Here is a 13,963-nt window from a genome sequence, read left to right as displayed (position 1 = left end):
CCCTGCTGTAACTTGAAGCTCCTAATTTAGCGCTGGCATAATAGCAGGCTCCACAAAAATTTTAAGTTTTGTCAATTTACCACCTAAAGTTTAATTAAGTGCTTTCATCGCTTCGACAACTTGCCGCGAGATAAAAGGTAAAATTTCTTCATTCTTGCTATTCTCTTTCCCTTCTGTAAATACAACCAATAAATACGGCCGCAAACCCGGTACTTCAATATAAGCAGCATCGTGACGAACTTGACTTGTCAGTCCCGCTTTTGACCACAATTTTGCTGCTTCTGGCAATCCGCCGCCTAAAAAACCTGTAACTTGATTTTCAGGATCTGCTTTTAATTCTGCTGGGTCTAAACTGCGTTTCATTAAACCCATCATTTCTTGCGATGCTTGGGCAGAAACAGCTACGCCACCGATTATACTGTGCAGCAAACGCGCCGCTGCATTTGTGGTCAGCATATTTCTATTTTCCATTAATTCTCCCAAAACTGCTCGCTCGCGACCGTAGGGGCCGTCACACCAGGTTTTTTGATTGACGTTAATATTTTGTAATTCCGGCCAATCTAATGATTGAAAGTAACGGTTGACGAGGTTTCGCTGCTGTTTCCAAGTTTCAAAGGGGCCTGGTGATAATTCTGGGCCGCTGGTGGTGCCGGTGAGGGCGTCTACTACTAAACTGGTGGCGTCGTTGCTGGAATCAACTATCATATCTCGGACGGCGCGTTCTAATTCTGGCGATATTTGAATCATGCCTTTTTGCGCCCATTCCCAGATGGCAACGAGGTAGAATAATTTGACGATGCTGGCCGGATAAATTCGTTCGGAACCTCGGTTGCTAAAACCTCGCGGTTGATATTTCCAAAATTCTTCTGCACTCAGGGCGCCGCCTGTATTGACTCGCACCGGCGGATCGTAGACTATCCAGGTAATCGCTGTACGATCGCCATTTAATCCTGTAAATTCTGACAATGCGGAGTCTATAATGCTACTGCCGAGGGTTTCTAATTGTTCGTCTTTGTGGAAAAATGTCATGGTTAATGGCTGACGGTTAACGGTTAACGGCTAGCAGCTAATGGCAATCTATCGTTAAATGCGAACAATTAACAGCACACAATTAGCAATTAGCCATGGCCAATTATCAATTATCTGATGTTCTGGAGTACCGGGCGCGATCGCACATAAATATTTACGATTCCCCCAAGTGCGATCGATTAGCAACTCAAGCAGCCCTGGGGCGGCATTTGCGCGTAGTTGACCCCCCCCAGCCCTCCCTTAGGTCAGGGGGGAGAAATGGCATAGACTCGCTTGTTCAGGGGGATACAACGGCTGTGATGGTGCGGCTGTGCGAAGATGATTATCCGGGATGGCTGGATCTTCGAGATGTGGAGTTGCTCGATGTGGCAGAAAAAGTGTATCATCCTCAGGTGCTTTCGGAGGTCCACATCAAGAAAAAATTACCAATTGTAATTACTTTTGCTTGTGAGGCTATGCACCAATCCAATTATTATCTTTGGGGCGGTACAGTCGGGCCAAATTATGATTGTTCGGGCTTGATGCAAGCTGCTTTTGTGGCTGCGGGCATCTGGTTGCCGAGGGATGCTTATCAGCAGGAAGCTTTTACTAAACCTATTAGTATCACTGCTTTAGAACCGGGGGATTTAGTATTTTTTGGTACGCCGGAAAAAGCCACTCATGTAGGATTGTATCTCGGAGATAATCGCTACATTCACAGTTCGGGACAAGCACAAGGTCGCAACGGTATCGGTATCGATGTTTTGTCGGAGGATGGCGATCGAGTCAGTCAAGCTTATTACCGACAATTGCGGGGATATGGTAAAGTTGTAGCCAGTTATCAACCTAGTTAGTTGTTGACGGTTGACGGTTGACGGTTGATGGTTGACGGTTGACTGTTGACTGTTGACGGTTGGCTGTTGACGGTTGATGGTTGACTGTTGACTGTTAACTAATGACTAATGACTAATGACTAATGACTAATGACCAATGACTAATGATTACTGATGTTATCTAACAAAGAAATGGACGCTGCATTATTTTTGGAAAAATTGGCTGCACAGCAGGCGGGCGCTGAGGTTGTTCTAGACGTTTCGGTGGTGGTGCCGGTGTATAATGAGGTGGAAAGTTTGCCTCATTTGATTGAGGCGATCGCCTCTTCTATCCAACCATCTGGACTCAGCTATCAAATTATTTGTGTAGATGACGGTTCTAAGGACGGTTCTGCTGAACTTCTCCAGCAGTTAGCCAGCAGTCGCGATGACCTTTGTGCTGTAATTTTGCGCCGCAACTACGGGCAAACTGCTGCCATGTCGGCAGGTTTCGATCGCGCTCGCGGTCGTGCTATTGTTACCCTAGACGGCGATTTGCAAAATGACCCGGCTGATATTCCGCTATTGTTGGCAAAGTTAAATGAAGGCTACGATTTAGTGAGTGGCTGGCGGAAAAATAGGCAGGATAATACTATTAGTCGGTTGATTCCTTCTAAAATTGCGAACTGGTTAATTGGTCGCGTTACAGGCGTAACTTTGCACGACTACGGCTGTTCTTTAAAAGCTTATAAATCCGAGTTGGTAGCAGACTTGAATCTCTACGGGGAATTGCACCGCTTTTTGCCCGCCTTGGCGTTTATTGAAGGGGCGAGGATTGCAGAACTGCCGGTGCGGCATCACGCCCGCCGTTTCGGTCAAAGTAAGTACGGGATTTGGCGGACTTTTCGCGTGTTGATGGATTTGTTAACTATTTCTTTTATGAAAAAGTTCCTGACTCGACCGATGCACGTTTTTGGACTTTTGGGACTGGGTTCTATGACGTTGGGAACGGTTTTAGGAATTTATTTGTCTTTCCTGAAATTGGCTTTTGGTCAAAGTATCGGGAACCGTCCTTTGCTGATTTTGGCTGTGGTTTTGCTGTTAACTGGCGTGCAGTTATTTTGTTTTGGTTTGTTGGCGGAAGTGATGATGCGGACTTATCACGAGTCGCAGGGAAAGCCGATTTATCGAGTGCGCGAGGTATTTGGTTCTAAATAAGGGGTCGATCCGAATTATACTCAGTGATAAACAGAGGAAAAGTTTTGAGTTTTAAGTTAAATCATTTAAAACTTAAAACTCAAAACTACTTCCTAATCTTCAATTCTCCCATCTAAAATCTAAAATCTAAAATCTAAAATTGATTGACTTTTTGAGCTTGTCGGAGAGATTGAATAGTTGCGATCGCGTGTTGGGAAACTGCATCTATTTCTGCTGCGGTATTGAACCGGCCAATACCAAACCGAATTGAAGCATAAGCTAATTTGTCCGATCGCCCGATCGCTGCTAAAACATGAGATGGAGATATTTTCGCCGAAGTGCAAGCAGATCCCGAAGAAACTGCCGCCGCAGATTGCAAACCCAACATCAACGCTTGACCGTCAACGCCACCTACACTAATATTGAGATTCCCCGGCAATCTCTTAGTCGCGTGACCGTTGAGAACAACATCGCCCAATTCACTCAAATTTTCCCACAAACGCTGCCGCAAATTAACCACTCGTTGTGTTTCCGAATCCATTTCGGCAATTGCCAATTCTACTGCTTTGGCAAATCCGACTATTTGCGGTGGGTAGAGAGTTCCCGATCGCATTCCCCGTTCGTGGCCTCCTCCGTGCATTTGCGGCGCTAGCTGCACTCTCGGTTTGTTGCGGCGCACGTAGAGAGCACCGATGCCTTTTGGCCCGTAAATTTTGTGGGCTGTCAAGGACATTAGATCGATATTCATCTCCTCTACGTCGAGGGGAATTTTGCCGATCGCCTGTGCCGCATCTGTGTGGAAAAGAATGTCATTTCCCCGACAAATTGCTGCAATTTCTGCGATCGGCTGAATGACGCCAATTTCGTTGTTAGCCGTCATCACTGAAACTAAAATTGTCTCGGCCCGAATCGCTTTTATCAAATCGCCTATATCAATCAGCCCGTCGCTTTTCACCGGTAAAACAGTAATGTCAAACCCTAATTTTTGCAAATATGTACAGGGGTCAAGAATTGCATTGTGTTCGGTTTTTACTGTGATAATGTGCTTTCCTTTGCTGAAATAAGCTTCGGCGATACCTTTAATCGCTAAGTTATTTGCTTCGGTTGCACCGCTGGTAAAAACAATTTCTTCGGGGGAAGCATTTATCGCTTCTGCTAAAATTTGTCGTGACTGTTTAACCGCTGCTTCTGCTTCCCAGCCGTAGACGTGGCTGATGCTGGCTGCGTTGCCGAACTGTTCAGTGAAATACGGCAGCATCGCCTCAAGTACACGTTGGTCTACGGGGGTTGTGGCGTGGTTGTCGAGGTATATAGGACGTGCGGACATAGTCGAGTTTTGGTTGAAAAAAGTGCTAGGTTTATTGTAGACGAGCCCCTTGTTCTACTACAAAACTTTATAATTAACAAATATTTGTCAAGATTTATGCGAGCTGACATTCAGGGATTAGAAATTACAGTCGGTGAACTCAAGCACCTGACCGGCGTGGGGCCCGATCGCGTATATCGGCCGCCGACAGCGGCTAAGTTTGCCCGCGAAGCTTTGAAAACAGTTGGTTTAATTGTTTTGGTTCTAATCAGTTGTTGGCTGCTAGTTGCCATATTTCCTAGAGCTTATTTGTTGTGGTTCGCCCTCCACTTCGGTGCGATAGTCGGTTTAATCTTTGAGGATGCGTGGAAAATTCAGTGCAGCCGCCAAAACCAACATTTAATCAATCTTTTTGATGATGTCGATCGCTATAATGGTATAATCGAAGCGATCGAAATTAACGATCGGATAGAAGATGCGGGCAATGCGGCAGTCAAAATAGGCGATCGAGCAAAAGTCATTCAAGCCTTGCAGCTAATCAGAGAGGATTTAGTTAGAGCTTTGAAAACCGAGAGGATTCTCAGGGAAAACAAAAAATTTGTCGCTACTAACTCCGAATTGTTTGCCAATAATTTGAGAACTTTGAATTCCCTGCAAATTAGCGATCGAGCCACCGAACAAGGGCGATTGCTCAACGAAGCTTTGCAGGTAGCCGTGGGAGTTCAAGCAGAAATGAAAAAGTTGCAAGATCGAAACGCTGCTAATTAAAAAAATTGCAAAAGTTAGTAGCGTACACGCCTGAGCGCGCATCTTACCCCGTAGCAACACGCACCTTACTGAACCGCTCGAACTCAAAGACATTTTTAAAATTATGAGTGAGGAGAATTGTTAAAAAAATATCATAATTATTGTAAATTTTTTCCTGTTACGTAACAGGTAAGGATATCTTGGAAAAGTGACGTTAACAACCAGGTCAGTATGTCTTCTGCCAAACCCAAGATTATAGTTCTCGACGACGATCCGACAGGTTCTCAAACCGTGCACAGTTGCTTGCTGCTGACACGTTGGGACGAAGACACCCTGCGTTTGGGGCTGCAGGACAAGTGCCCAATTTTCTTCATACTGACAAATACTCGATCGCTAACTCCGGAAAAAGCAGCCAGTGTCACCCGGGAAGTGTGCCAAAATCTCAAAAAGGCGATCGCCAGCGAAAAAATCGCAGACTTCATAATAGTTAGCCGTTCCGATTCTACCCTGCGCGGTCACTATCCCATCGAAACCGACGCGATCGCCGAAGAACTCGGCCCCTTCGACGCCCATTTTCTAATTCCCGCCTTTTTTGAAGGAGGCAGAATTACCCGCCACAGCGTGCACTACCTAATAGTTAACAGCGTCCCGACACCAGTACACGAAACCGAATTTGCCAAAGATTCAGTCTTCGGCTACAGTCACAGTTACCTGCCAGACTATGTAGAAGAAAAAACCAAAGGTCGCATCAAAGCTGAGGAAGTCGAGCGCATTTTAGTCGCAGACATCCGCTACGGAAGTATAGATCGATTCATGCAGATGACAGACAACCAATGTGCAGTTGTTGACGGCCAAAGCCAAGGCGATTTAGACCTATTTGCCAAACTCATTCTCGAAGCAGTCAGTCAAGGCAAAAAGTTTTTATTCCGCAGTGCAGCAAGTATTTTAACATCCTTAGCTGACCTCGGCCCCCAGCCAATCGCAGCCGACAATATGGCCAAATACGTCAGGGACGGCAAACCCGGTGCAGTAATAGTTGGTTCCCACGTTAAGAAAACTACTGAACAATTGGAACAATTGTTAAAAGAACCCAATATAGTTAGCATTGAAATAGATGTATCTCACTTGCTAGAAGATTCACCAGAGTATCGCACCCAAATGCTCGATGAAATTCTCGAAAAAGTCCGCACTGCTCATAGCGATGGCAAAACGCCTGTAATTTATACCAGCCGCAAAGAACTCGAATTTGACAATGCGGAAATCCGGTTAAAATTTGGAGAAGCGGTTTCTGCTTTATTGATGGATATCGTGCGGGGACTGCCTGCAGATATCGGGTTTTTGATTAGCAAGGGCGGCATTACTTCTAATGATGTTTTGAGTACAGGTTTGTCGCTGAAAAGTGTCAGGCAAATCGGTCAAATTATCGCAGGTTGTTCGGTGGTAAAAACCGAAGCCGACCATCCTCTGTTTCCCAATTTACCTGTGGTTTTGTTTCCGGGAAATGTGGGGGATAGCAATGCTTTGGCTACGGTTTACAAGCGGCTGAGCAAGTAATCAGCAGACAAATCTAAAAAAACAGAACACCCAGAACCCCGACTTCTCTAAGAAGTCGGGGTTCTAACATCGATCGCATTGCAACCATTACTAAAATATGATTTCTCCACGCTTTGCTATTTACCAACACTTGCACAGCAATTTTATCTTTAATTATATCACTATCTTACTTATTGGGACGGCAATATTACAAACAATTAATTCCCGCTCTTGCGCTCGGCTTAGTGGCAATTAGTGCGATGACTTTTACGAGACCTCTGGAGGGGAATCGGGTATCTGTTGCACAAGTAATGTCGAGCCGATCGCCTTTGTGGGAAATTGCTGTGCGCGGGATTCAAAAACGGCCTCTCTTTGGCTGGGGTTTTAACGGATTTGGCATCGCATATCCTTTCGTCGCCAATCCCAATAAGGTTCCTGAAATTGTGAATTTAGGTCAATTTTCTTATGATTGTATTGCCCCAAACGGACAGGTTAGCACTGAAATAATACCGAGTTATAAAGCTCACAATTGGATTTTAGATACTGCTATTTCTACAGGCATTCTGGGTGCGATCGCAATTTTTGCTTTGTGGGGATATTGCTTGCACAGTGCGATCGTGTCCCTAAATACCGACCTATCAGCAGTGGCGATCGGCTATTTAACTTTCATTCTGCCGTGGTTTGAGTGCGCTCAATACGCGCAGGTGCAATGGTTAGCGCTAGATGGCTCCGAATCGAGTTTTCCGAGTCCAAAACTCTCAATCCTGCAATAATAGTCGGCTTTTATCTTGCACCCACCCCTAACAAATGATATTATTATAAGTCTGCCTGCAATTAAAACCTCAGCCAAAAATTAAAAAGCGTACTCGTAACAAAAACTCTTAAAAAAATTAGATTGCCAAAAAAGTCATGCTCGATACTCCACATCTAGGGCTGACCCCCCAAGTCCCACTCCTATCGGTAGCGTTTTGATACTGGTACCTGGCTGAGTCGGAAAACTCAGGACAAATTTTTGCCTCGTAATTTTTAGGTGAAAGGATTAACATATAAGGGTGACAGAACATTATCATCCCCTAAACTCATTAAAAGGTGGCCATTGGTTCAAGCTGATCTGTGGGGCGAGCTTTCAGCACCTACCGGCTGTACGGAATCTCACCTTGGCTTACACCTTAGCAGGCGCTGACTGTATCGATGTCGCGGCAGATCCCGCCGCCGTCGCAGCAGCGAAAGAAGCCCTACAAGTGGCCAGCGAATTACAGGCAAGAACTCAAAACCGCAGGTTTGGCGGCAAAGGGTTGCCGTTGCTGATGGTGAGTTTAAATGATGGGGAAGACCCGCATTTTCGCAAAGCCGAATTCAACCCAGCCGATTGTCCGGCGGACTGCTGGCGGCCGTGCGAAAAAATATGTCCAGCCGAAGCAATAGTTTTTCAGAGGGCTGGCAGTGGTTTTTCCGGGGTGATAGACCAGCAGTGCTATGGCTGCGGTCGCTGTCTGCCGATTTGTCCGAGCCAACTGATTTATACTCGTTCTTACGTGTCTGCTCCCGCCGCGATCGCACCTTTAATCTTGCAATCCGGTGCCGACGCCCTAGAAATCCACACGCAAGTAGGCAGAGAGGCAGATTTTGGGCGACTTTGGTCGAGCATAGCTCCCTGGGTCGGTCAACTCAAGGTAATAGCAATTAGTTGCCCCGATGGAGACGGTTTGATTGATTATTTGCGGACACTATATCAAATAATTTCCCCCCTTCCTTGTCCCCTAATTTGGCAAACCGACGGTAGGCCAATGAGCGGAGATATCGGAACAGGAACTACTAGAGCCGCGGTCAAACTCGGTCAAAAAGTTTTGGCTGCCCAGTTGCCGGGATACGTGCAACTTGCAGGCGGCACTAATGCTCACACTGTCAGCAAGCTCAGAGCCGAGGGACTGATGAAGGATGGCGGGAAAAATTTGTCAGTTCCCCCTGTTCCATACATTGCAGGTGTAGCTTACGGCAGCTATGCCAGGGTATTGCTATCGCCAATTTTAGAACAATTAGAAACAATGCAGACCGATCGAGCCTATGCCGTTCCGGTGGCAGCCGCGCGGTCAAAAGCCGGAGTTCAAACATCTCGGCTACCTCAGCTCGAAGCCGTCCCAGAACTTCTCTCGGAGGCCGTGAGTTTAGCTTGTTCTTTAGTTTCCCAGCTCAAAGAATTTTAGTCATTGGGAATTCGGAATTGGGCATTGGCCAAACAGGCCCGCGCAGGGCATTGGGCATGGGTACTAATGACTAATGACTAATGACTAATGACTAATGACTAATGACTAAAAAGTTGAAAAAGTCACCGAACACATCGAGGCGAATGCAGATTACAGACGACCTCAACAGATTATTAGACATCGTGCCAGATGAGATCCGGCAGCCCTTAGAGCAGCACCCGCAGCGCAACAATCTCATTGAGATTGTCATGGATTTGGGCCGTCAACCTGAAGCTCGTTTTCCATCCTTGGCCGAACCTCTTTCCCAAACGCCGATTTCCAAGGCACACCTCAACTATTGCATCGAGCGAGTCGGCCACTTCGGCGGCGACAACCGAGCCGGTATCGAGCAAACCCTGCACCGAATTAGCGCCCTACGCAACCGCAGCGGCGAGATAATCGGCTTGACTTTGAGGGTAGGCCGCGCTGTGTTCGGGACGATCGGCATTATCCGCGATTTGGTGGAAACCGGTCAGTCAATTTTGATGCTCGGCCGCCCCGGAGTCGGAAAAACCACGGCCCTGCGCGAAATCGCCCGGGTACTCGCCGATGACTTAGAAAAACGGGTGGTAATCATCGACACCTCCAACGAAATTGCTGGAGATGGAGATATTCCCCACCCAGCCATCGGCAGAGCACGCAGAATGCAAGTTTCCCGTCCCGAACTCCAGCACCAAGTCATGATCGAAGCAGTGGAAAACCATATGCCTCAAGTGATCGTGATTGACGAAATCGGCACGGAACTCGAAGCTTTGGCGGCTCGGACGATCGCCGAAAGGGGCGTGCAGTTGGTCGGTACCGCCCACGGGAACCGGCTCGAAAACTTGATGAAAAACCCGACTCTGGCAGATTTAATTGGGGGCATCCAAGCGGTGACGCTGGGAGATGACGAAGCAAGGCGCCGCGGTTCTCAAAAGACGGTTTTGGAGCGCAAAGCACCGCCAACTTTTGAAATTGCCGTCGAAATGCTGGAACGCCAGCGCTGGGTAATACACGAGCGAGTGGCAGATTCGATCGACACTCTGCTGCGGGGACGCGAACCGCACCAGCAAATCAGAAGTGTCAGCGAGACTGGAGAAGTAATCATCGAGCGCGAGTCGCCCGCTCCCCCCGCCCGGTTTCCGGGGATGGCAGCTTCCAGCGGCCAGGCTGCTGTATCGCCAATCCGGCCCGTCACACCGATCTCAGGGTGGCGCAGTGCTGGCAAAATGGTGCCGATGCCCGCTCCAGGCGAGAACTTCCCTGCCAAGAGCGCGCCGGTTTCTGAGACTCGGTATTTCGAGCAACTGCTCGAAGAATCCCTGGCCATCGAACCCGTAGCCCAGGCCGGACGTTTTTCCCAGAATGTCGGCCCTAACGGCGAAGATTTGCCCCTCCACGTTTATCCTTACGGCATAGCTCGCCACCAGCTCGAACAGGTGATTTCTACCCTGAACCTGCCGGTGCTGCTGACGAAGGATATTGAGAGTGCTGACGTGGTTTTGGCTTTGCGATCGAACGTTCGGAACCAGTCGAAATTGAGGCACTTGGCCAAAACTCGCCAAGTTCCCCTGCACACAATTAAGGCCGGCACTATTCCCCACGTAGCGAGAGCTTTGCGGCGCCTGTTGGACATGGATGACCCGGGCACCCCGGAAGTGGCAGACCTCGCCTTATTCGCCCGCAGCGGTTCTTCTGACGAGCTCGAAGCTCTCGAAGAAACCCGCTTGGCAGTAGAGCAAATTGTCATTCCCAAGGGACAGCCGGTGGAACTCCTGCCCCGTTCTCCTAACGTCCGCAAAATGCAGCACGAACTTGTGGAACACTATCACCTGAAATCCCACAGTTTTGGGGAAGAACCAAATCGCCGCCTGCGCATTTATCCAGCTTAAAGTTGCAGATTTGTCTCTTTGAAGGCAGAAGGTAGAAAGCAAACGGCAGAATTTTTTCCTGGCTTCTGTTTTCTACCTTTGGCCTTTGAGATCGTGTCGGCTAAATTCACGATAATTTTTGTCGGGGGGTTGACGCCCGATCTATTAACAAGGGCAGCAGCTAAGCGTCAACCCCCCCCGGCATGAATTTTGGCGTCGATCGAGCGGACATGAGATTATTTGCGTTAGTATATTTTTTATGAGTGCGATCTACTCCCAGGTTTAGCCAATCCCCTATTACCAATTCCAGATAACAGCAGATTATACCTAAATACATTGACGAAAGTTAATATGAATGATGCACAAATTCAGCAATTTATTCAATTAATTGCGACTCACATGGGTTTACAAATTCGCCCGCAAGATCGCTCGGCTTTATCTCAAAAACTTTTGACTCGGATGAAAGCTGTAAAAATAGCCTTGCCCGAGAAGTATTATCAAATGTTAGCCGCTCCCGGTCGGGAGAGTCAAACCGAATGGCGCGAACTTGCGTTGCTGCTGACAACCAACGAAAGTTATTTCATGCGGGACAAAGGACAGTTTTCGCTCCTGGAAAAAGTTATTTTCCCTGAATTGATCGCTCACAAAAGAAAATTGCACGAGACATCCGGAATAAAGCCAACACTGCGAATCTGGAGTGCCGGCTGCTCGACGGGTGAAGAACCTTATTCTTTAGCTATTATTTTAAAACAGCTAATTCCTGATTGGGAAAACTGGCAAATTTTAGTTTTAGGTACTGATATCAATCAAGAAGTAATAGAAAAAGCGCAGCGAGGAATTTACAGCATGTGGTCGTTTCGCTTGGTTGACCCGGAACTGCAAAGGCGGTATTTTGAAAAGGGTAAAATAGAGTGGAAGATCGACAGAAATTTGCGCAAATTAGTCACCTTTAGCTGTGTAAATTTAGTGACAGATAATTACCCGAATGATTCCACAGATATTAATAACATGGATTTGATAGTGTGCAGAAATGTTTTTGTTTATTTTGAACATCAATACATTTCACAGGTATTGAAAAAGTTTGCCAAGACCCTGAGACCTGGAGGATATTTAATGACTGGTCACGCTGAAGTTCACAATCACGTGATGCAAGATTTTCAAGCAAGGGTTTTCCCGGAGTCAGTTGTTTATCAAGCCAAGAATGTCTCAGGCGAGGAACCAGTTAAAAGAGAGTCTTTGATTGCATCAGCATCCAAGCCCTCCGGGACGTTTCGGGAATCAGGAAAGGGAGGGTCCGTTGACTGCGACAGCCGTCAGTTGCTACCGAGGCGAACCGTGCTAGCTAGTTTTGCTAAGAGCAATTTGGCGGATAGGGGGTCGCGGTTAACACCAGATACTGGGTTGGTCAAGATGGTGGGAACTCGCTATGTGGAGGGAGATTGGACGGGTAAAGATGGCTCATTTTCAAATTCCATACCCGAAGAAAAAAAAGAGCCAACAACTTATTTAATGCTAATTTTAGAAGCAAAAAAATGCTTGAAGAATAAAGACTATATTGAGGCGATTGACAAGGCACAACAGGCGCTATCCCTCGAAAGTCAGACTTTTGAAGCTAATTATTTGTTGGCGCAAATTTATGCAAATTTAGGTAAGTATTCTCAGGCGATCGAACACTGCAAGCGAGCTAGCAAAGCAGATGCTATGTCAGTATTTCCTTATTATTTGAAAGCTCAGATAGCCGAAGAACAGGGTGACTTGGAAAGAGCTAAATTTTTCTTGAGAAAAGCTATTTATGTCGATCCGTATTTTGTTTCAGCTTATCTAGAACTCGCGAATATATACCATAAAGAAGGTAAGCTAAATATAGCTATAAAAATGTACAACTCATCTTGCGATATTCTCAAAAAACTACCGCCAAATAGTCCGATCGGGCAGGAGGGAAAAATGACAGCGAGTGAAGTATTGATGGATGTGAAAAACAAATTGGTAAAATTATCTAGCTAACAAAAGTGACGCCCAGAAGCTAAAAGCCCGGTTTCTTTGTAGATGCCTCGCCGCCCAATACGATCGTAGAAACCGGATTTTTTTTCGCAACTCCTAGTAAATAAAGTGTTAGGGTAAATATGGAAACTAAGCCGTATCTTATATTTAAACAGAACGGTTTTCTCTGGGGTGTAGAAGCCTGCTACGTTAGGGAAATTTTCTTTCTGCCGGAGTTGACAGCAATTGCAGAAGCACCTCAAGATATTGTTGGGGCGATCGACCTTCGGGGCGAAGTTCTGCCCGTGATGGATCTGAATCTCCGTTTTGGATACGTTTGGCACGAGTATGCTGTCACAGATAGTACGATCGTCATAGAATGGCAAGAAATTCGAGTTGCCATCATTGTCAATGAAGTTAGCGAAGTTAAGCATATCCCCGCAGACGCGATAACTCCGCAGCTATCTTACGGGCGAGACAAGCCAGAGGCGTCGCATCAATTTTTAGCGGGATTTGCCCGCTGTGAAGCCGATATTATCATGCTGCTCAATCTCGATCGTTTAATTCGATATTCTCCCGACAAAACAGAGGCAGAAATGCTAGTTTCTGCAAGCGGTGCAGGCTCTTGGGCGTCAGCCGGTCAGGTAGATGGCAAAAATTTGCAGTTAGAGAGAGAGCCAAAATTGTTAGCGGAAGATGCTAAAAATTTGAGCCAGCCTCACGTTTTTTGTCCGAATGCTACGCCGGAACAAAAGGCAATTTTTCGAGAGCGAGCTGAGAATTTGAGGCTAGTGGGCGAGCGCGAAAATTCTGCAGCTAATATGTCGCTGGCGGTGGTTGTTTTGAACGGCGAATACTTTGGCATCAATCTAGACGTAGTGCGCGAATTTACTCACATTCGCCAAGTAACTCCCGTTCCTTGCACTCCCGATCGCATTATTGGAAATATGAATTTGCGCGGCGAGATTCTGACGCTAGTGGATATTCGGAATGTTTTAAATATGTCGGCGGATACAAAATCTCTCTCTCAAGCGATCGTTGTTGAAATTGAAGATTTGGTCGTTGGTATAGTTGTTGAGGAAATCTTAAATATTATATATTTAAATGTGGCAGAGCTTGCGGCTATTCCTGCTGCACTAAATTCTGCAAACCGCGAATATCTGCAGGCTACCGCTTTTTACGAAGAAAAAATTATCGCTGTTCTCAACTTGCAGAAAATCCTGACAAAAGGGGGAGTTGTTGTTGATGAGGAGGTTTGAAAAAAGATGTTATACTAAATCAGCTTTT

Annotated in this window: 11 protein-coding genes; 9 read left to right on the top strand and 2 right to left on the bottom strand. The window is 46.6% G+C overall.

Annotated elements, in window-relative coordinates; translation table 11 throughout:
- Positions 1–90: 90 nt before the first annotated feature.
- Positions 91–1,029 carry a serine hydrolase gene (locus QUB56_RS08830; protein ID WP_332954773.1) on the bottom strand — a complete coding sequence of 313 codons (939 nt, stop codon included), beginning with the start codon at positions 1,027–1,029 and terminating at the stop codon, positions 91–93.
- 95 nt (positions 1,030–1,124) lie between these two features.
- Between QUB56_RS08830 and QUB56_RS08825 the strand changes: the two genes are divergently transcribed.
- Both QUB56_RS08825 and QUB56_RS08820 read left to right on the top strand, forming a co-directional pair.
- Complete coding sequence (locus QUB56_RS08825; protein WP_332954772.1) at positions 1,125–1,862, top strand: C40 family peptidase; 738 nt, start codon at positions 1,125–1,127, stop codon at positions 1,860–1,862.
- A gap of 153 nt (positions 1,863–2,015) precedes the next feature.
- On the top strand, positions 2,016–3,038 hold the full coding sequence (locus QUB56_RS08820) for a glycosyltransferase family 2 protein (protein WP_445243321.1): 1,023 nt from the start codon (positions 2,016–2,018) through the stop codon (positions 3,036–3,038).
- A gap of 133 nt (positions 3,039–3,171) precedes the next feature.
- On the opposite strand, the gene QUB56_RS08815 is transcribed toward QUB56_RS08820, so the two are convergent.
- Entirely contained in the window at positions 3,172–4,344 is a 1,173-nt protein-coding gene (locus QUB56_RS08815; protein WP_332954771.1) for an IscS subfamily cysteine desulfurase, read from the bottom strand.
- 96 nt (positions 4,345–4,440) lie between these two features.
- Between QUB56_RS08815 and QUB56_RS08810 the strand changes: the two genes are divergently transcribed.
- From QUB56_RS08810 to QUB56_RS08780, 7 genes are all read left to right on the top strand, one after another.
- Positions 4,441–5,091, top strand: coding sequence for a hypothetical protein (locus QUB56_RS08810; RefSeq protein WP_332954770.1), 651 nt, complete (start codon positions 4,441–4,443; stop codon positions 5,089–5,091).
- A gap of 210 nt (positions 5,092–5,301) precedes the next feature.
- The gene (locus QUB56_RS08805; protein WP_332954769.1) at positions 5,302–6,624 is read left to right on the top strand and encodes a four-carbon acid sugar kinase family protein; all 1,323 of its coding nucleotides are present in this window, start codon (positions 5,302–5,304) and stop codon (positions 6,622–6,624) included.
- A 113-nt stretch (positions 6,625–6,737) separates the two neighbouring features.
- Positions 6,738–7,376, top strand: a complete 639-nt coding sequence (locus tag QUB56_RS08800; RefSeq protein ID WP_332954768.1) for an O-antigen ligase family protein — start codon at positions 6,738–6,740, stop codon at positions 7,374–7,376.
- A gap of 279 nt (positions 7,377–7,655) precedes the next feature.
- Positions 7,656–8,807, top strand: a complete 1,152-nt coding sequence (ldpA, locus tag QUB56_RS08795; protein WP_332954767.1) for a circadian clock protein LdpA — start codon at positions 7,656–7,658, stop codon at positions 8,805–8,807.
- Between the two features lie 143 nt (positions 8,808–8,950).
- Positions 8,951–10,717 carry a R3H domain-containing nucleic acid-binding protein gene (locus tag QUB56_RS08790; RefSeq protein ID WP_332954799.1) on the top strand — a complete coding sequence of 589 codons (1,767 nt, stop codon included), beginning with the start codon at positions 8,951–8,953 and terminating at the stop codon, positions 10,715–10,717.
- Between the two features lie 315 nt (positions 10,718–11,032).
- The gene (locus QUB56_RS08785) at positions 11,033–12,700 is read left to right on the top strand and encodes a CheR family methyltransferase (protein ID WP_332954766.1); all 1,668 of its coding nucleotides are present in this window, start codon (positions 11,033–11,035) and stop codon (positions 12,698–12,700) included.
- A gap of 119 nt (positions 12,701–12,819) precedes the next feature.
- On the top strand, positions 12,820–13,935 hold the full coding sequence (locus tag QUB56_RS08780) for a chemotaxis protein CheW (protein ID WP_332954765.1): 1,116 nt from the start codon (positions 12,820–12,822) through the stop codon (positions 13,933–13,935).
- Positions 13,936–13,963: the final 28 nt, after the last annotated feature.

This window comes from Microcoleus sp. AR_TQ3_B6, assembly GCF_036702785.1.
GTDB lineage: Bacteria > Cyanobacteriota > Cyanobacteriia > Cyanobacteriales > Microcoleaceae > Microcoleus.
This window is presented reverse-complemented; position numbering and strand designations above follow the sequence as displayed.